The sequence below is a fragment of the Streptomyces sp. NPDC012474 genome (assembly GCF_042955185.1).
Classification (GTDB): Bacteria; Actinomycetota; Actinomycetes; order Streptomycetales; family Streptomycetaceae; genus Streptomyces; species Streptomyces cahuitamycinicus.
Genome location: NZ_JBIBEP010000001.1, coordinates 86,614 through 104,658, shown reverse-complemented (window position 1 = coordinate 104,658; position 18,045 = coordinate 86,614). Strand labels below are relative to the sequence as shown.

Here is an 18,045-nt window from a genome sequence, read left to right as displayed (position 1 = left end):
CGGCGGGACCGCCCGCGACAACAGGCCCGGCCCTACCGGGTGGGCGGCGGGCCGTCGATCGGGCGGCCCGGCACTCCCGGGCGCTGTTGCCAGGGCAGCGGGCCCGTGGGGGGCCGGTAGGCGACACCCAGGGCGTCCAGCCGCCGGTAGTGGGCGGCCATCCGGCGCTCGAAGCCGGCGAAGTCCCGTGCCGCAGAGGGCGGCAGGGTGCTCCAGGCGACCTCCGCGAAGGCCACGAGCCGGGGGAAGGCCTGGTAGTCCACGCGCGCGTGGTCCTCCATCACCTCGGTCCACAGGTTGGCCTGCGTGCCCAGCACGTGCCGGGCCTCCTCGGGCGTCAACTCCGGTGGAACGGGCTCGAACCGGTAGACGTCCTCCAGGGTGCGCACCCACCCGATCGGTACCGGCTCCTCGGGGCCAGGGTCCTGACGGTGGTCCAGGTACACCTGCTGCTCGGGGCACATGACGACGTCGTGCCCGGCCCGGGCGGCGGCGATCCCTCCGGCGTAGCCCCGCCAGGAGGAGACGGCGGCACCCCCGGCCGGCCCGCCTTCCAGGATCTCGTCCCAGCCGATGAGCCGGCGGCCGCGCTCGGCGAGCCAGGTGTCGAAGTGCCCGATGAACCAGGACTGGAGCCCGTCCTCGTCCGCGAGCCCCAGTTCCCTGATGCGTGCCTGGGCCGTCCCCGAGCGCCGCCACTGGTCCTTGGGGCATTCGTCGCCGCCGACGTGGACGAACTCCGAGGGGAACAGCCCGAGTACCTCCTCGAAGACGCCCTCGTAGAAGCGCAGGGTGTTGTCAGTGGGGGCGAGTACGTTCGGGTTGATTCCCCAGGTGTCCCAGACGGAGAGGGCGGTGGTGTCGATGACGTCGGTGTTGCCGAGTTCCGGGTACGCGGCGATAGCGGCCTGCGAGTGGCCCGGTACGTCGATTTCGGGGACGACGGTGATATGCCGCTCGGCGGCGTAGGCGACGATCTCCCGGATGTCGTCCTGGGTGTAGTAGCCGCCGTGCGGCTTGTCCTCCCACAACGGCGAGGCCCGGTGGCCGGTTTTGGTACGGGCGCGCCAGGATCCGGTCCCGGTCAGCCGCGGATGCCGTTTGATCTCGATGCGCCAGCCCTGGTCGTCCGTCAGATGGAAGTGGAAGACGTTGAGTTTGTGCGCCGCCATCAGATCGAGGTAACGCAGCACGCCTTCCTTGGACGTGAAGTGCCGGGCCACGTCGAGCATCAGGCCGCGCCAGCGGAACCGGGGGGCGTCCTCGATGGTGAGGTGCGGCACGGTCCAGGCGCGGTCGCGGTCCAGCGGGGCCCTGCGGTACGCCTCCGGGCCGAGGAGCTGGCGCAGCGTCTGGGCGCCCCAGAAGACACCGGCCGCGCTGCCGCCCTCGATGAGGACTCCGTTCCCGTCGCTGACGAGGCGGTACTCCTCCCGGCCGAGCCCGGGGCCGAGTCGCAGCCGGATGCCGCCCTCGGCGTCGTCGGGCTCCTGCCCCTCGCACAGCGGCAGACCGGTGGCCTGCCGGAGGGCGGCGCCCAGCCACTGGCCGACGTTCTCCGTCCCGGTGCCGGAGCAGAGCCGGGAGCGCCGCGTCAGCCGCACCTCGCCGGAACCGGCGACGGCGCTGCGGGGCGCCGGAATCAGTTCGGTCACGTCAGTCCTTCACCGCTCCGCCCAGTCCGGAGACCAGACGGCGCTGTACGAGTACGAAGAAGACCAGGACCGGGATCGTCATCACCGTGGAGGCGGCCATGACCCCGCCCCAGTCCGGGTCGTCGGGCTTGTAGAAGACGAGGAGCGCCATCGGCAGCGTCGACTGCGAGGTGTCGCTGATGATGAACGACTTGGCGAACAGGAAGTCGTTCCAGGCGGAGATGAACGAGAACACGCTGGTGGCCACGAGACCCGGCAGGACGAGCGGGAAAAGGATCTGCCAGAGGAATCGCGCCCGCGTCGCCCCGTCGATGTACGCGGCCTCCTCCAGGGCCTCCGGAACGGCTTTCACGAACCCCCGGAGCATCCAGATCGCGAAGGGCAGCGAGAACGCGACGTGGGGCAGGATCAGCGAACCCAGCGTGTTCAGCTGCCCGGCGTCCCGCATGAGGAAGAACAGGGGGATGGTGAGGGCTTCCACGGGCACCATCTGGGCCACCAGAAACATGATCAGAAGGGTGGTCCGGAGACGGAAGCGGAATCGTGTGACGGCGGTCGCGGCGAGAAACGCGATGAGCGCGGAGGCGATCACGACACAGCCGGCGACGAGAAGACTGTTGAGGAAGTAGCGGCCGAATTCCTGCTGCCCGAAGACGCGCCGGAAGGAATCCAGTGAGGGCGCGAGCGTCCACGGCCGGGGCTCGCTCGACTCGATCTCCCCGGCCGGTTTGAAGGCGCTGAGCACCATCCAGTAGAGGGGGAAGGCGACGACGACGGCGATCAACAGGGCGGAGGCCTCGGCGGCCGACCGGCCCGGGCGGCGCACACGGGCGCGGAGCGGGTTCACAGTTCCTCCCCCTGACGGCGCAGCAGCCGCAGATAGACCAGCGTCACGGCGAGCAGGATCAGCAGCATCACGACGCCGATCGCGGAGCCGAGGCCGTATTGCGAGGACGCGAAGGCCTGCTGGTAGGCGTAGACGTTCAGGACCAGGTTCTGGCCGGCGATGCCGCCGCCGTTCGTCATGACGTAGATCTGGGTGAAGACCTTGAAGTCCCAGATGACCGACTGGATGGTGACGACGACCAGGATCGGCCGGAGCATCGGGGCGAGTACGGAGCGCCAGATCCGCCACTGCGAGGCGCCGTCGAGGGAAGCGGCCTCCAGCACTTCGCCGGGCACGGCGCGGATCCCCGCGTACACGGTCACCATCACGAACGGGAAGGAGCACCAGACCACTTCGAGCAGGACGAGGAAGAAGGCGCTGAGGCGGCCGTACGTCCACGAGTGGTCGCCCAGGCCCAGCATCCGGTTCACCGGGCCGAAGTCCGGGTCGAACAGGAACAGCCAGACGGTCGAGCCGGTCACCGCCGGGGTCGCCCACGCGCCCAGCGCGGCCAGCATCAGCGCAAGCCTCGGCAGGGCCCGCACCCGGGTGAGGAGCACGGCCAGGGTGCAGCCGACCGCGAGCGTGGAGACGACACAGGCCGCCGCGAACAGCACGGTGGCGAGCAGCACCTGCCAGAACTGCGGGTCCCCGAACAGCCCGGCGTAGTTCCCGAACCCCTCGAAGGTGGCCGGCTCACCGCCGCTGACCTGTGCCTGGGTGTACTGGAAGAAGGAGATCAGCCCGAGCTGGTAGATCGGGTAGACGAGCAGCCCCCCGAGCACGACGAGCGCGGGCGCGAGGTACAGCCAGGGCGTCCAGCCGCCGGACACGAGCGGGGACGTGCCGGACGCGGCCCGGCGCGACCCCGTCCGGCCACTCCCTTTCCCCCGGGACTCCTTGGCCGGGGGCCGGCCGGGCGAGCCACCGCCCTGCCCGGCGCGGACGGCGACGGAACTCTCCCCGGGCGCTCCGGTCAGCACCGCCTCGGCTGCGCGGACGCCCCCCTCAGCGGAACCCTCCCGAGCCGCTCCCGCCGGAGCCGCTTCGGACGGGCCGCCCCGCGTCGGAGCACCCGCGGCTGCCGCACTGTCGGTGTCCGTCGTCTCCGTGTGGTCGTTCATCCGGTTCACCCCGCGGAGCCGAACGCGGCGTTCATCTTCTTCGCGGCGTCGTCGGAGGCCCGTGTGACGTCCTTCTTGCCGCTGATGACCTCCTGGAACATCGTCGGCAGGACGAGGGAGGAGTCGATCCGGGCCCACGCGGGTGACGCGGGAACGAACTTGGTTCCGGCGGAGAGGGTCTGCACGAAGGGCTTCACGAACGGCTCCTGCCGCGCGACCTGCTGGCGGACGTCCGTGAAGGTCGGCAGGAAGCCCATCGCCTCGAAGAGTTCACTCTGCGTCTGCTTCGAGGCGAGCTGCTCCATGAGCCGGACGGCGAGCGTGCGGTGCGAGGTGCTCTTCAGGACGCCGATGTTGTTGCCGCCCGCGAAGGCCGGGGCGATCGAGCCGGGCTTCACCCCGGGCAGTGGGACGACGGCGTACTTGCCCTTGACCTTCCCGGCCTCGACGGCGGTGTGGCTGAAGTCGCCGCCGATGGCCATGCCGGCCTTGCCCGCGGCGAACGCGGAGATCGTGTCGTTGCCGCCCATGCCGGCGCACTTGGCGGCCGGGCAGTTGTCGTCGCCGAACAGGGACGTGTAGGCCTTGATGCCCTTCCGGGCCTGCGGGCTGTCGATGCCGGAGGCGTACGAGCCGCCCTTGCCGCTCGCGAGTTCACCGCCGTTGGCCCACACGAACGGCATCGCGCCGTAGGTGTAGGCGCCGCCGACCACCAGTCCGTACAGCTCGGGCCTGGCGGCGCGTATCTCGCGGGCGGTGGAGGCGAGTTCGTCCATCGTCCTCGGGACGGACAGGCCGAGCTCCCTGAACACGTCCGTTCGGTAGTAGAGCGCACGGACGCCGACGTAGAGGGGGGCGCCGTAGAGCTTGCCGTCCACCGTCACCGACTGCTCGGCCGTCGGGTCGGTGTCCTTCGCCTCGCTCCAGTCGCCGAACTCCTTCGTGACGTCGAGGAGTCCGCCGTCCTTCACATAGCCGGCCGTGTCGGTGTTGCCGTACTCCATCAGGTCGGGCGCGGAGGCGGGGTCGTTGAAGGCGGCCTTGACGCGCTGGGCTCGGGTGTCGATGGGGATGTACTCGACGTCCACCTCGGTGCCGTTGTGGGCCTTCTCGAAGTCGGCGACGACCGAGTCGACGACCTTCTGCTTGGGGCCGTTGCCCACCTCCTGGAAGAGCCACACGCGCAGCGTGCCGGTCTTCTCGTCCTTGTCGGAGGAGGAGTTCGAAGAGGTCTGGGGTGCGCACCCGGTGGCCAGGAGAGCGGCGAGCGCGGTGAGCCCGGCAAAACGGACGGACAGCTTCATGGAGTGCTCCTCCGTGGGAGTGTTGCAACATGCGCAATGAAGGTTTCGCTGTGCACAACACACCGGAGGCTAGGGACTGCATGAACACGCCCACAAGAGGTCTCAACCACTCTGTGACCGGAAGACGCACCCCGTGCAACGCCCGGACAGCACAAAAGCCCCCAGGGCGCGCAAAACGCACCCTGGGGGCCTCACGCCCCGCGAGTCGGGCCTACTTGTCGCCCTTGTCGTCGTCCCCGGAGCTCATGGACTCGTAGATCTCCTTGCACATGGGACACACGGGGTACTTCTTCGGGTCGCGGCCCGGCACCCAGACCTTGCCGCACAGCGCCACGACGGGGGTGCCGTCGAGGGCGCTCGCCATGATCTTGTCCTTCTGGACGTAATGGGCGAAGCGCTCGTGGTCACCGTCACCGTGCGAGGTCTGCGGCGTCGGCTCAACGAGGGTCCCCGTACCAGTCCCGCGCTCGGGCTCGAGAGTGCTCATAGGGCCAAGGGTACTGAAGCTCACACGCATCAGTTGAGCGAAGGGTCGTCCGGGTACGTCGCGACCATCGCCAGCTCACTGCGCTGCCGGCGCAGCACCTCCCGCCAGAGCCGCTCGGGGGACGGGGACGAGACGTCGCCGGGCTCCGACTCGACGACGTACCACGCGCCGTCGACCAGCTCGTCCTCCAGCTGGCCCGGGCCCCAGCCGGCGTACCCGGCGAAGATCCGCAGGGAGCCGAGGGCGGAGGCCAGCAGCTCCGGCGGGGCCTCCAGGTCGACCAGACCGATCGCGCCGTGCACCCGGCGCCAGCCCAGCGGACTGGTCTCGCCGGACGCGCCGCCCGGAACGACCGCGACCCCGAGAGCCGAGTCCAGCGACACCGGGCCGCCCTGGAACACGACACCCGGTTCCACGGCGAGATCCCCCCAGCCCTCCAGGATGTCGCCCACGCCCACCGGCGTGGGGCGGTTCAGGACGACACCGAGGGAGCCCTCCTCGTCGTGGTCGAGGAGCAGCACCACCGCGCGGTCGAAGTTGGGGTCCGCCAGGGCGGGGGTGGCCACGAGCAACCGCCCTGTGAGCGAGGACACCTCGGTCATGGCAGACATGATCCCGCATTCTCCCTTCGCGTGGGGAGGCAATACGGCACAGGGAGGGAACGCAGCTCAGGGCGCACCGATGCGCCCCACGCGCACGAAAACCGGTCGTGACCCCACGTGCCCGGCACGGAACGGTTCGTGTTGTGACGAAGCCATGACGTGGCTGGGTCTGACTCAGGCTTACGGAAGGGGGGTGGTGGGCGATTACCCTTTCCCTCCTGGCCCCTGCCCGACTCCATGGAACGCGAGATTCATGACCGTCAACGACGATGTCCTGCTTGTCCACGGCGGAACCCCGCTGGAGGGCGAGATCCGTGTCCGCGGTGCGAAGAACCTCGTGCCGAAGGCCATGGTCGCAGCGCTGCTGGGCAGCGCTCCGAGCCGGCTGCGCAATGTTCCGGACATCCGCGACGTTAGGGTCGTACGGGGTCTGCTGCAGCTGCACGGTGTGACGGTCCGTCCGGGTGACGAGCCCGGCGAACTGGTGATGGATCCGACGCGCGTGGAGAGCGCCAACGTCGCTGACATCGATGCCCACGCCGGTTCGAGCCGTATCCCGATCCTGTTCTGCGGCCCGCTGCTGCACCGCCTCGGCCACGCGTTCATCCCCGGGCTCGGCGGCTGCGACATCGGCGGCCGTCCCATCGACTTCCACTTCGACGTGCTGCGCCAGTTCGGCGCGCGCATCGAGAAGCGGGACGACGGCCAGTACCTGGAGGCGCCGCAGCGGCTGCGCGGCACGAAGATCCGGCTGCCGTACCCGTCCGTCGGCGCGACCGAGCAGGTACTGCTGACGGCCGTCCTCGCGGAGGGCGTCACGGAGCTGTCCAACGCGGCCGTCGAGCCGGAGATCGAGGACCTCATCTGCGTGCTGCAGAAGATGGGCGCGATCATCGCGATGGACACCGACCGGACGATCCGCATCACCGGTGTCGACAAACTCGGCGGCTACAACCACCACGCCCTGTCGGACCGGCTGGAGGCCGCGTCCTGGGCGTCGGCGGCGCTGGCCACCGAGGGCAACATCTACGTCCGCGGCGCGCAGCAGCGCTCGATGATGACGTTCCTGAACACCTTCCGGAAGGTGGGCGGGGCCTTCGAGATCGACGACGAGGGCATCCGCTTCTGGCACCCCGGCGGCCTTCTGAAGTCCATCGCCCTGGAGACGGACGTCCACCCCGGCTTCCAGACCGACTGGCAGCAGCCGCTGGTCGTGGCCCTGACGCAGGCCACGGGCCTGTCCATCGTCCACGAGACGGTCTACGAGTCCCGCCTCGGCTTCACGTCCGCGCTGAACCAGATGGGCGCGCACATCCAGCTCTACCGCGAGTGCCTGGGCGGCTCGAACTGCCGCTTCGGCCAGCGCAACTTCCTCCACTCAGCGGTCGTCTCGGGCCCGACCCGGCTCCAGGGCGCGGACCTGGTCATCCCCGACCTGCGGGGCGGCTTCTCGTACCTCATCGCGGCGCTGGCGGCCCAGGGCACGTCCCGTGTCCACGGCATCGGCCTGATCAACCGCGGCTACGAGAACTTCATGGAGAAGCTCATGGAACTGGGCGCGAAGGTGGAACTGCCCGGCAAGGCGCTCGGGTAGCCCCCGGCCCCGGCCCGGAGCAACGCCCGCGCGGCTGGGGGTCCGGGGGTTACCCCCCGGGAAAGCACAGCATGGAGAAGCTCATGGAACTGGGCGCGAAGGTGGAACTGCCCGGCAAGGCGCTCGGGTAGCCCCCGGCCCCGGCCCGGAGCAACGCCGAGGGGCGGCCACCTGATTTTCAGGTGGCCGCCCCTCGGCATTTCATACGGCCCTGCGTGGCGCGCCCCAAAGGGGCGCGGGGAACTGCGCGACCAGCCACAGGCGGCCCGCAGTTGCCCACGGCGCACGCAACGGGCCGCTTACTTACCCTTGGCCGCTTCCTTGAGCTTCGAGCCCGCGGAGACCTTCACGCTGTAGCCGGCCGGGATCTGGATCGGCTCGCCGGTCTGCGGGTTGCGGGCGGTGCGAGCGGCACGGTGGGTGCGCTCGAAGGTCAGGAAGCCGGGGATGGTGACCTTCTCGTCGCCCTTGGAGACGATGTCGCCGACGACGTCGGCGAACGCGGCCAGCACGGCGTCGGCGTCCTTGCGGGTCACCTCGGCGCGGTCGGCCAGCGCGGCCACCAGCTCACTGCGGTTCATGTTGTTACTCCCGTGTTCATCTTGCCGTTGAGGCGTCAGATCGAAGCCGATGCTGCCAGGGTCCTCGATGAGTCCCCGGACCCGGGTCCGTCGTCAGACCCTCGCGCCCAGGGACGCATCCTGCCCCTACCTGCGGCGGGAAAGCCAATCCGGCACCCGCAGGAGTCGTGAGAACACCCTTGGGGAGTCACACGCAAAAAGGGCCCGAGCCTGGCGCCACGATAGCTGCGCTGCTGACAGGGTTCTTGCGACGCGCCGGGTTCCGGGCCGCCGTGGGGTTACTCACAGTCCGGTGCCGGGCCCCGCCGGGAGCCCGGTCCGGCGTCGTCCTCAGACTCCGGACGTACTGCCCGCCGTCGCGCCGCCGGCCTTGGCGGCCTCCCGGACGGCGCCCGCGACGGCGCCCGCGACCTTGTCGTTGAAGACGCTCGGGATGATGTAGTTCGGGTTCAGCTCGTCCTCGGTCACCACGTCCGCCAGGGCCTTCGCGGCGGCCAGCATCATCTCGGTGTTGACCGTACGGGACTGCGCGTCCAGCAGACCGCGGAAGACGCCCGGGAAGACCAGCACGTTGTTGATCTGGTTCGGGAAGTCCGAGCGGCCGGTGGCGACAACGGCCGCGGTCTCGCGGGCGATCGCCGGGTCGACCTCAGGGTCCGGGTTCGCGAGCGCGAACACGATCGCGCCGTCGGCCATGGCGGAGACGTCGTCGCCGTCGAGGACGTTCGGGGCGGAGACGCCGATGAAGACGTCGGCGCCGCGCACGGCCTCCTTGAGGGTGCCCGTGAGACCCTCGGGGTTGGTGTTGTCGGCGATCCAGCGCAGCGCCGAGTCCGGGGCGGCGTCCACGAGGTCCTCGCGGCCCGCGTGCACGACACCGTGGATGTCGGCGACGACGGCGTTCTTGACGCCCGCGGCGAGCAGCAGTTTGAGGATGGCCGTACCGGCGGCGCCGGCGCCGGACATGACGACCCGGATGTTCTCCATGGACTTGCCGGCGACGCGAAGTGCGTTGGTGAGCGCGGCGAGGACGACGATCGCGGTGCCGTGCTGGTCGTCGTGGAAGACGGGGATGTCGAGGGCCTCGCGCAGCCGGGCCTCGATCTCGAAGCAGCGGGGCGCGGAGATGTCCTCGAGGTTGATGCCGGCGAAGCCCGGGGCGATCGCCTTGACGATCTCGACGATCGCGTCGGTGTCCTGGGTGTCGAGGCAGATCGGCCAGGCGTCGATGCCGGCGAACCGCTTGAAGAGGGCGGCCTTGCCCTCCATCACGGGCAGGGCGGCTTTCGGGCCGATGTTGCCCAGACCCAGCACGGCCGAGCCGTCCGTCACGACCGCAACGGAGTTGCGCTTGATGGTGAGGCGGCGGGCGTCCTCGGGGTTCTCGGCGATCGCCATGCAGACGCGGGCCACGCCCGGCGTGTAGACCATGGACAGGTCGTCACGGTTGCGGATGGGGTGCTTGGACGCCATCTCGATCTTGCCGCCGAGGTGCATGAGGAAGGTCCGGTCCGAGACCTTGCCCAGGGTGACGCCCTCGATGCCGCGGAGTTCCTCGACGATCTCGTCCGCGTGCGAGGTCGACGACGCCGCGATGGTGACGTCGATGCGGAGCTTCTCGTGACCGGACGCGGTGACGTCGAGGCCGGTCACCGAGCCTCCGGAGGACTCCACGGCGGTGGTGAGCTGCGAGACGGCGGTTCCGCTCGCGGGCACCTCCAGCCGGACCGTCATCGAGTAGGAGACGCTGGGCGCCGTTGCCATGGCCGACTTCCTCTGCTTTCACCTGACGCTGAGTTGTGCCGTCCGATCGTCGCACCTACCGCTGAGTAGCAGGTAGCCGCCCTCGATTGCGAACGTTTTGTTCGCGGAATGGGCCGACAAAAGAGACCCACGTCACGTGGACGTGGGTCTCTTCTCAGTCGAGTGGCACCGGCCCGCCATGCTCGCCTCGCGGCAAGTGGTCGCTCGTAGCGACGAAGGTTGGGCCCGGGGGCTTGGATCGAGCCGGTGCCACATCCAGGCTAACAAACAGATCCCGTAAGGCCATTCCCGTACCGGGAGTTCATTTCGCCGGCAAGTGGGTAACCCCGCTCAGTCCCTGAGCAGGTCCGGGATTCCCGCCGCGTCGGGCTCGTCCCGGCCGGTCGAGACGACCGTCAGCTGCTGGGTGGCCCGGGTCAGCGCGACGTAGAGGACCCGCAGGCCGGCCGGGGACTCGTCGGCGATCTCCGCCGGGGAGACCACGACCGTCGCGTCGTACTCCAGGCCCTTCGCCTCCAGGCTGCCGAGCGCCACGACCCGGTCACCGAGCCCGGTGAGCCAGCGGCGGGCCTCCTCGCGACGCTGCATGGCGACGACCACGCCGACCGTGCCGTCGACGCGGTCCAGCAGCCGGGCCGCCTCGTCGCGGACGGTCGTGCCGAGCGTGTCCTCCACGACGGTGAAGCGGGGTTCCACACCGGTGGAGCGGACCGCCTTCGGTGACACGGAGCCGGGCATGGCGAGGGCGAGGACCTTCGAGGCCAGGTCGGCGATCTCGGCCGGGTTGCGGTAGTTCACCGTGAGTTCGAAGCGGCGGCGGGGGCGGGTGCCGAGGGCCTCGTCGCGGGCCTGGGCCGCCTCGTCCGGGTCGGACCAGGAGGACTGGGCCGGGTCCCCGACGACCGTCCAGGTGGCGTGCCGGCCGCGGCGGCCGACCATGCGCCACTGCATCGGGGTGAGGTCCTGCGCCTCGTCGACGATGACGTGGGCGTACTCGACGCGTTCCTGCGCGAGGCGTTCGGCGCGCTCGCGCTGCGACTCCTCGCGCACCGGCATCAGCTCGTCCAGGCCGGTGAGCTGGTCGAGCGGGTCGAGTTCGCGCCTCCTGCGGGGGCGGGCCGGGGCGCCGAGGACGGCCTGGAGCTCGTCCAGCAGGGCGATGTCGTGCACCGAGCGGCCCTCGCGCCTGAGCGAGCGGGCGACCTTGCGGACCTCGCCGGGGTTGAGGATCCGGCGGGCCCAGCGGCCGAGGCGCCGTTCGTCGGCCATGGCGTCCAGGACGGCCGCCGGGGTCAGCTCCGGCCACCAGGCGTCGAGGAAGGCGATGAAGGAGTCCTCGGAGGTGATGTCCTCGTCGAAGGAGGAGCGCAGCTCGGCCGCGAGCTCGGGGTCGGTGTGCCGTCCCGCCGCGCCGGACTGCTCCCACAGGGCGTCCAGGAGGAGCTTGCGGGCGCGGGGGCGCAGCAGGTTCACGGGGGCGGTGCCGCCCAGGGCGGAGCGGCGGACGCCGTCCAGCTCCCGGGCCTCCAGCTCCAGGCGGCGACCGAAGGCCACCACGCGGAGCCGGGCCGGCGGGTCGTTCAGCTCCAGGGCGCCGCGCGCGGCCTTCCGCAGCACCTTGAGCATGCGGGAGGAGCCCTTGGCGCGACCCACGGACGGGGAGTCGTAGAGCGTGGCCTCGCTGCCGTCGACCAGGGAGCCGATGGCGCGGATGGCGACCTGGCCCTCCTCACCGAGGGAGGGCAGCACGCCCTCGGTGTAGGCGACGAGCAGCGGGGTCGGCGAGACGATCAGGATGCCGCCCGCGTAGCGGCGCCGGTCCTGGTAGAGGAGGTACGCGGCGCGGTGCAGGGCGACGGCGGTCTTGCCGGTGCCCGGACCGCCCTCGACATAGGTCACGGAGGCGGCGGGGGCGCGGATGACCAGGTCCTGCTCGGCCTGGATGGAGGCGACGATGTCGCGCATGGTGTGGCTGCGGGCCTGGCCGAGCGCTGCCATCAGGGCGCCGTCGCCGATGACGGGCAGCTCGTCACCGTCGAGGTACGCCGTCAGCTCGGGGCGCATCAGGTCGTCTTCGACGCCCAGCACCCGGCGGCCCTTGGAGCGGATGACGCGGCGGCGGACGACACGGCCGGGGTCGACCGGGGTGGAGCGGTAGAAGGGGGCGGCGGCCGGGGCCCGCCAGTCGATGACCAGCGGTGTGTAGTCCTGGTCGAGGACACCGATGCGGCCGATGTGCAGGATCTCGGCGATGTCGGCGGTGTTGTCGGGGCGTACGGCCCCCTCCGCCGGCTCGATCGCGGTGTACGCCCCGTCGGGGCCCTTCTTGCCGTCCTTGCCGGTCAGCAGGTCGATCCGGCCGAAGAGGAAGTCCTCGAACTCGTTGTTCAGCCGGCTGAGGTGGATGCCCGCGCGGAAGACCTGCGCGTCCCGTTCGGCGAGTGCGCCGGGGGTGCCGACCTGCCCGCGCCGGGCCGCGTCCTGCATCAGGAACTCCGCCTCGTGGATCTTCTCCTCGAGGCGCCGGTACACCCGGTCGAGGTGTTCCTGTTCGACGTCGATCTCCCGGTCGCGAACCGAATCGCGCACCGAACCGACCGCGTCTTGTCTGTGAGCCTGAGCGGCCACCGGGCCCCCTTCTGACGTGCTGGGCAGCCGTCAACCGTACGCGAAGGGGACCCCTGGAAGCTACGGGCTGGCGGGCAGGCGCGGGACCTGTTGCCCCGATGCCTCCCGCCGGGCGGCCGGAAAGACCCGAAGGGTCCTTACGCGTCGACCTCGACCAGCCGCTTGCCGTCGAAGGTGACGACCTCGAAGTGGTCGATCTCGTTCGGTTCGAAGGCGGCGCCGCCCTGGACGTACAGGGGCTCCTTGGCCTTGTCGGACTTGGCGTCCGGCAGGCCGTAGCCCCACTCCGGGACGGACCAGGAGGAGAGGGTCTCGCGCTCGCCGTTCTTGCCGACCGCGACGAGGGCGCACTTCAGCGGGCCCTTGACGTTCTTCAGCTCCAGGACCATGCCCGTGCCCCAGTCCTTCTTCTGCAGGGCGACGGTGGCGGAGACCTTGGTGTTCGGGTCGGTGGCGGTGATCTTGTCGGAGATGCCGTCGAAGGCGGCCTTGGCGGGGCTCGCCGCGAGCGGGCGGTTCTCCGCGCCGCCGCCGTCGCCGCCGTTCGTCGCGACCGCGACGAACGGGCCGCCGATGATCAGCGCACCGGCCGCGGCCACCATGTAGAGGCTGCGGCGGCGCTTCTGGGCGCGGCGGTCGGCGACCTCGTCGACCAGCTTCTCCACCACGCGCGGCCGGGGCTTCGCGGACAGCGACTCGCCGATCGCGGGTGTACTGCCGGAGCCGGGGAGGTCGGCGAGGGCGGCGAGCATCGGCTCCATGCCGGCCAGTTCGTCGAGCTGCTGGGCGCACCATTCGCAGGTGGCGAGGTGGGCCTCGAAAGCGGTTGCTTCGGCGTCGTCGAGGATGCCGAGGGCGTAGGCGCCGACGGTCTCGTGCTCGTTCGGCACCGGAGATTCCTGCATGGGGCCAGACATACCCATGCCTCCCGTACCGAACCCTTGGTTACCCCCGTAAACACTCATCACGCCGTCACCCCCCGCTCCTCCAGTGCCAGCTTCATGGAACGCAGGGCGTAGAACACCCTGGAGCGGACGGTGCCGCTGGGTATGCCCAGGGTCTCGGCCGCCTCGTTGACGGTACGCCCCTTGAAATACGTCTCGACGAGCACCTCCCGGTGGGCGGGCGTCAGGTCGTCGAGTGCGTCCGAGAGAGTCATCAGCCACAGCGCCTTGTCGATCTCGTCCTCCGCGGGGATGACCTCCAGCGGCGACGGGTCGACCTCCTGCGGCCGGGCCTGCCGGCTGCGGTGGCCGTCGATGACGATGCGCCGGGCGACCGTCACCAGCCAGGGGCGTACCGATCCGGTCGCTCTGTTGAGCTGACCGGCGTTCTTCCAGGCACGGATGAGCGTCTCCTGGACGACGTCCTCGGCGCGCTGCCGGTCTCCGGCGACCAGGCGCAGGACATATGCGAGCAGGGGTCCGGCGTGTTCGCGATAGAGCGCACGCATCAGCTCCTCATCGGGTTCCGAGGGCTGGGACATGCGATGTCGGGCCCTCGGTGCACGTTCATTGGCCACGACGGAATCCTTGCGCACGCCCACCTCCGGTGTCCGGGGGTTCCCCCAGTCGGTCGCTCCACAAGCCGTACGGACGGGAGCCGTTGGGTGTTCAAAGAGACGTGACAGTTTTCTTCGAGATGACGTGACGAGCTGGACATGGGGTCACATTCCCACCCCGCGTTCTTTACATTTCCGCCACATCGGCAAGATCAAGCCAGGCCTTCCCTACGGTGGCGTAGGTAAACGGCATGTAATCGAAATCACTTCGACAGTGGGGTCGCAGAAGTCGCATTTAGGACAGGGGAATTGAGTGCACGGACCACTCAATTCCGTTTCACGCGCGGGCGAGTGCCGCGCGGCGACGGTGCCGGGCCACCCTTTCGCGGTTTCCGCAGACCTCACTTGAGCACCAGCGCCTCCTGCGTCCCCGGGAGGTGTCGAGGTACACAATGGGACAGTTGTCGCCTTCGCACTGGCGCAGGGCCGCGCGGGCGACGGGGTCCGTGAGCAGGTCCACGGCGTCCCTGGCGACGACGGCGAGCAGGGCGGCGCAGCCGGGCGGGCCGTCCAACCTCCGCAGGAGCTGGCCGTCTTCGCCGCGGACCGCGCGCGGGGCCGGGGGCGCGGTGCGGGCCAGGTCGTTGACGCGGGCGAGGGCGAGGTCGTACGTCGCGACGCCCGGTCTCGGCCGGCAGCGCACCAACCGGTCGATCTGGGCGCGCAGTTCACGGAAGGCGAGCAGCCAGCCGGTGTCCACGTGGGTCAGGGCGGTGTCCGCCGGGACGAGTCCGGAGCCGGTGATCCAGGCGCGCAGCACCTCCACGGAGTCGAGCCGCTCCTCCGGGTGCGTGGTGGAGAGCAGGTCCAGGCAGGTTCGCCCGGCGTCGAAGCGCAGCTCGTAGGGGGCCGTGGCCGTTCCCAGTGCCATGTGCCTGTCACCGCCTAGGGGTTCACCCCGGTCGCGAGGGCCTCGGTGAGACCCCAGTGAGAGGGCCGGTAAACCGCTCCCTCTTACAGTGCCTGCCCGCTACGACGCCGGAAACCCCTCGCACACACCTCGACGCGACGGCCGCCCGGAGGACACGCGTTCAGGCCATGACGGAGGCGGACGCCTCGCCCCGACGGGCCCGGCGCCAGGGGCTTGTGATGGATCTCCGTGACGCCGCGAAGATCCATCACAAGCCCCTTGGGCGTCCCGCTCGGGCCGGGTGGCCGGGTCCGGCGCGTTCCGGCTCAACCCCCGGACGGGCTCACGCGTCCGCGTACTTCGTTTCCGCGCTCGGGTCGAGGGCGAGGCGGTAGCCCCGCTTGACCACCGTCTGGATCAGCTTCGGGGTGCCGAGGGCCGTGCGGAGGCGGGCCATGGCCGTTTCGACCGCGTGTTCGTCGCGGCCGGAGCCGGGGAGGGCGCGCAGGAGGTCCGCGCGGGCCACGACCCAGCCGGGGCGCCGGGAGAGGGCGCGCAGGAGGGACATGCCGGCGGGCGGGACCGGTTTGAGATGGCCGTCGACCAGGACGGCGTGGCCCCGGATCTCCACGCGGTGCCCGGCGACGGGGAGGGAGCGGGCCCGCGCGGGCAGTTCCTGGCAGAGGAGCTGCACCAGGGGGCCGAGCCGGAAGCGCTCCGGCTGGATCGTGTCGATGCCACGGGACTGCAGGGGCAGGGCGGTGACCGGGCCCACGCAGGCCGGCAGGACATCGTGGCTCAGCGCCGCCAGGACCTCGTCGAGCAGTCCGCGCTCCTCCGCCCGGGAGAGGAGGGAGGCCGCTGCCGGGGCGCTGGTGAAGGTGACCGCGTCCAGCGCCCGGGCGACCGTCGCGTCCAGCAGGCGGTCGACCGGGGTGATGTCCTCCGGCGGCATCCAGCGGTAGACGGGCACGCCGACCACGTCGGCCCCGCCCTCCCGCAGCGCCTCCACGAACCCGGGCAGCGGCTCACCGTGCAGCTGGATCGCGATCCGCAGACCGTCGACGCCCTCCTCCAGCAGCCTGTCCAGCACCTCAGCCATGGACTCCGACGACGGCGACCACTCCTCCGTCAGCCCGGCGGCCCGGACCGCGCCCTTGACCTTCGGCCCGCGCGCCATGATCCGCACGCCGCCCAGCCGCGCGAGCAGTTCCTCTCCCAGCCCCCAGCCGTCGGCGGCCTCGACCCAGCCCCGGAAGCCGATCGCGGTGGTGGCCACGGCGATGTCCGGCCCCTGCTCGATGATCTCCTTCGTCGCCGCCAGCAGTTCGCTGTCGTCGGCGAGCGGCACGATCCTGAGGGCGGGGGCGTGCAGGACGGCGGCACCACGTCGCTGCAGCAGCACCCCGAGCTCGTCGGCCCGGCGCGCGGCCGTCACACCCACGGTGAAACCCGCGATGGGCCCGTGGTCCGGTCGCTGTTCTTGCTCGTCCATGGCTCTCGTCCCGCACTCGAGTCGTCGTACTGCGTGGGTACGGCGTACCTACATGCCGATCGAGCCTGTCAACGGCTCGTGACAGGCTCGGATCGGCATGATGTCGCCGGTGTTACGTCACACCCTGGCGTAGCTGAGCTGCGGCTCCGTCTCCGAGGTCGCCGTCGTGGCGGGTACCCGGGGAGCCGTACGGCGAAGGTATACGGCCCAGGTGACCGCGAAGCAGACCGCGTAGAAGGCGAGGAATGCGACGAAGGCGCCGGTGCCGGACCCGTAGGAGAGGAAGGACTGGCGGAAGGCGAGGTTGATGCCGACTCCGCCGAGCGCGCCCACCGCGCCGATGAGGCCCATGGAGGCTCCGGAGAGGCGACGACCGTGGGCAGCGGCCGCCTCACCCTTGAGCCCCTTGGCGAGGGCCTTGTTCTGGAAGATGCCCGGGATCATCTTGAACGTCGAGCCGTTGCCGATACCGGTGAGCACGAAGAGCACCACGAACGCGACGGTGAACAGCGCCAGCGACTTCTCCATGCTGGCGGAGATGAGGACGGCGGTCGCCGCGCCCATGCCGACGTAGTTCCACAGCGTGATCTTCGCACCGCCGTACTTGTCGGCCATCCAGCCGCCCAGGGGCCGGATCAGCGAGCCGAGGAGCGGACCGATGAAGGTGACGTACGCCGCCTCCAGCGGGGTGCGTCCGAACTGGTTCGTCAGGACCTGCCCGAAGGCGAAGCTGTATCCGATGAACGACCCGAAGGTGCCGATGTAGAGGAACGACATGATCCAGGTGTCCGGGTCCCGCGCGGCGTCCTTGGCGGCGCCGGTGTCGTTCTTCACGTTCTCGATGTTGTCCATGAAGAGCGCGGCGAAGACGGCGGCGACGAGGATCAGCGGGATGTAGATCCCGAGCAGCACGCGAGGGCCGCCGCCGGCACCGATGATCGCGAGCGCGGCCAGCTGGATCACCGGTACGCCGATGTTGCCGCCGCCCGCGTTCAGGCCGAGGGCCCAGCCCTTCTTCCGCAGCGGGAAGAAGGCGTTGATGTTGGTCATGGAGGAGGCGAAGTTACCGCCGCCGATGCCGGCGAGCAGGCCGACGAGCAGGAACGTGGAGAAGGAGGTGCCCGGCTCCATCACGGTGAACGCGGCGACGGTCGGGACCAGCAGGAGACCAGCGGAGATGATCGTCCAGTTCCGGCCGCCGAAGATCGCGACGGCGAAGGTGTAGGGGACGCGGACGACGGCACCGACCAGCGTGACCATCGAGGTCAGCATGAATTTGTCGGCCGGGGTCAGTCCGTACTCCGGGCCCATGAAGAGGACCAGTACGGACCACAGGGTCCAGATCGAGAAGCCGATGTGCTCCGAGAGGACGGAGAAGAAGAGGTTCCGGCGGGCGACCTTCTCCCCGGTCTCCTTCCAGAAAGTCTCGTTCTCCGGATCCCAGTGCTGGATCCAGCGTCCGCCCCTGCTCGGGGGTACGGGTGCCGTGCCAGGGCCTGTCATGACGCCTCCAC

The 18,045-nt window shown here is 70.2% G+C and carries 15 protein-coding genes; 1 reads left to right on the top strand and 14 read right to left on the bottom strand.

Annotation, left to right across the window (positions count from 1 at the left end; genetic code table 11):
* Window positions 1-32: 32 nt before the first annotated feature.
* The 6 genes from ACFY9S_RS00400 to ACFY9S_RS00375 all read right to left on the bottom strand — a co-directional run bounded on the left by ACFY9S_RS00400 (window position 33) and on the right by ACFY9S_RS00375 (window position 6,058).
* Window positions 33-1,655, bottom strand: coding sequence for a family 20 glycosylhydrolase (locus ACFY9S_RS00400; RefSeq protein WP_391120773.1), 1,623 nt, complete (start codon window positions 1,653-1,655; stop codon window positions 33-35).
* A 1-nt stretch (window position 1,656) separates the two neighbouring features.
* Window positions 1,657-2,502: an ABC transporter permease subunit gene (locus tag ACFY9S_RS00395; RefSeq protein WP_391120770.1), complete on the bottom strand. Its 846-nt coding sequence runs from the start codon at window positions 2,500-2,502 to the stop codon at window positions 1,657-1,659.
* The gene (locus ACFY9S_RS00390; RefSeq protein ID WP_391122867.1) at window positions 2,499-3,374 is read right to left on the bottom strand and encodes an ABC transporter permease subunit; all 876 of its coding nucleotides are present in this window, start codon (window positions 3,372-3,374) and stop codon (window positions 2,499-2,501) included. The genes ACFY9S_RS00395 and ACFY9S_RS00390 overlap by 4 nt, the downstream gene beginning before the upstream one ends.
* 296 nt (window positions 3,375-3,670) lie before the next feature.
* Window positions 3,671-4,969, bottom strand: a complete 1,299-nt coding sequence (locus ACFY9S_RS00385; protein WP_391120767.1) for an extracellular solute-binding protein — start codon at window positions 4,967-4,969, stop codon at window positions 3,671-3,673.
* A 211-nt stretch (window positions 4,970-5,180) separates the two neighbouring features.
* Window positions 5,181-5,456 carry a DUF3039 domain-containing protein gene (locus tag ACFY9S_RS00380; RefSeq protein ID WP_033308193.1) on the bottom strand — a complete coding sequence of 92 codons (276 nt, stop codon included), beginning with the start codon at window positions 5,454-5,456 and terminating at the stop codon, window positions 5,181-5,183.
* A gap of 29 nt (window positions 5,457-5,485) precedes the next feature.
* The gene (locus ACFY9S_RS00375; RefSeq protein WP_391122864.1) at window positions 5,486-6,058 is read right to left on the bottom strand and encodes a YqgE/AlgH family protein; all 573 of its coding nucleotides are present in this window, start codon (window positions 6,056-6,058) and stop codon (window positions 5,486-5,488) included.
* A 253-nt stretch (window positions 6,059-6,311) separates the two neighbouring features.
* Here ACFY9S_RS00375 and murA point away from each other — a divergent pair, with 253 nt between their 5' ends.
* Window positions 6,312-7,652 carry a UDP-N-acetylglucosamine 1-carboxyvinyltransferase gene (gene murA, locus ACFY9S_RS00370; protein ID WP_102911658.1) on the top strand — a complete coding sequence of 447 codons (1,341 nt, stop codon included), beginning with the start codon at window positions 6,312-6,314 and terminating at the stop codon, window positions 7,650-7,652.
* A gap of 299 nt (window positions 7,653-7,951) precedes the next feature.
* Here the strand turns inward: murA and ACFY9S_RS00365 are convergent, their stop codons facing one another.
* The 8 genes from ACFY9S_RS00365 to ACFY9S_RS00330 form a co-directional block, all read right to left on the bottom strand.
* Entirely contained in the window at window positions 7,952-8,233 is a 282-nt protein-coding gene (locus tag ACFY9S_RS00365; protein ID WP_003990598.1) for an HU family DNA-binding protein, read from the bottom strand.
* 330 nt (window positions 8,234-8,563) lie between these two features.
* Window positions 8,564-9,997 carry an NAD-dependent malic enzyme gene (locus ACFY9S_RS00360; protein ID WP_102911659.1) on the bottom strand — a complete coding sequence of 478 codons (1,434 nt, stop codon included), beginning with the start codon at window positions 9,995-9,997 and terminating at the stop codon, window positions 8,564-8,566.
* Window positions 9,998-10,327: 330 nt separating this feature from the next.
* The gene (locus ACFY9S_RS00355) at window positions 10,328-12,625 is read right to left on the bottom strand and encodes a UvrD-helicase domain-containing protein (protein WP_391120762.1); all 2,298 of its coding nucleotides are present in this window, start codon (window positions 12,623-12,625) and stop codon (window positions 10,328-10,330) included.
* A 137-nt stretch (window positions 12,626-12,762) separates the two neighbouring features.
* Window positions 12,763-13,590 carry a zf-HC2 domain-containing protein gene (locus ACFY9S_RS00350; protein WP_391120759.1) on the bottom strand — a complete coding sequence of 276 codons (828 nt, stop codon included), beginning with the start codon at window positions 13,588-13,590 and terminating at the stop codon, window positions 12,763-12,765.
* Window positions 13,590-14,111, bottom strand: coding sequence for a sigma-70 family RNA polymerase sigma factor (locus ACFY9S_RS00345; RefSeq protein WP_010039908.1), 522 nt, complete (start codon window positions 14,109-14,111; stop codon window positions 13,590-13,592). Before ACFY9S_RS00345 ends, ACFY9S_RS00350 begins: the two co-directional genes overlap by 1 nt.
* Window positions 14,112-14,463: 352 nt before the next feature.
* Entirely contained in the window at window positions 14,464-15,057 is a 594-nt protein-coding gene (locus ACFY9S_RS00340) for an ABATE domain-containing protein (protein WP_391120756.1), read from the bottom strand.
* Window positions 15,058-15,379: 322 nt separating this feature from the next.
* Window positions 15,380-16,531 carry a uroporphyrinogen-III synthase gene (locus ACFY9S_RS00335; protein WP_391120754.1) on the bottom strand — a complete coding sequence of 384 codons (1,152 nt, stop codon included), beginning with the start codon at window positions 16,529-16,531 and terminating at the stop codon, window positions 15,380-15,382.
* A gap of 117 nt (window positions 16,532-16,648) precedes the next feature.
* Window positions 16,649-18,034, bottom strand: a complete 1,386-nt coding sequence (locus ACFY9S_RS00330) for a NarK family nitrate/nitrite MFS transporter (RefSeq protein WP_391120751.1) — start codon at window positions 18,032-18,034, stop codon at window positions 16,649-16,651.
* Between the last annotated feature and the right edge of the window lie 11 nt (window positions 18,035-18,045).

Bases quoted from the DNA above. Each gene is read 5' to 3' on its own strand.
- ACFY9S_RS00385 (WP_391120767.1), bottom strand. From the start codon at position 4,969: ATGAAGCTGTCCGTCCGTTTTGCCGGGCTCACCGCGCTCGCCGCTCTC.
- ACFY9S_RS00380 (WP_033308193.1), bottom strand. From the start codon at position 5,456: ATGAGCACTCTCGAGCCCGAGCGCGGGACTGGTACGGGGACCCTCGTT.
- ACFY9S_RS00375 (WP_391122864.1), bottom strand. From the start codon at position 6,058: ATGACCGAGGTGTCCTCGCTCACAGGGCGGTTGCTCGTGGCCACCCCC.
- murA (WP_102911658.1), top strand. From the start codon at position 6,312: ATGACCGTCAACGACGATGTCCTGCTTGTCCACGGCGGAACCCCGCTG.
- ACFY9S_RS00365 (WP_003990598.1), bottom strand. From the start codon at position 8,233: ATGAACCGCAGTGAGCTGGTGGCCGCGCTGGCCGACCGCGCCGAGGTG.
- ACFY9S_RS00360 (WP_102911659.1), bottom strand. From the start codon at position 9,997: ATGGCAACGGCGCCCAGCGTCTCCTACTCGATGACGGTCCGGCTGGAG.
- ACFY9S_RS00350 (WP_391120759.1), bottom strand. From the start codon at position 13,590: ATGAGTGTTTACGGGGGTAACCAAGGGTTCGGTACGGGAGGCATGGGT.
- ACFY9S_RS00345 (WP_010039908.1), bottom strand. From the start codon at position 14,111: ATGTCCCAGCCCTCGGAACCCGATGAGGAGCTGATGCGTGCGCTCTAT.
- ACFY9S_RS00340 (WP_391120756.1), bottom strand. From the start codon at position 15,057: ATGGCACTGGGAACGGCCACGGCCCCCTACGAGCTGCGCTTCGACGCC.
- ACFY9S_RS00335 (WP_391120754.1), bottom strand. From the start codon at position 16,531: ATGGACGAGCAAGAACAGCGACCGGACCACGGGCCCATCGCGGGTTTC.
- ACFY9S_RS00330 (WP_391120751.1), bottom strand. From the start codon at position 18,034: ATGACAGGCCCTGGCACGGCACCCGTACCCCCGAGCAGGGGCGGACGC.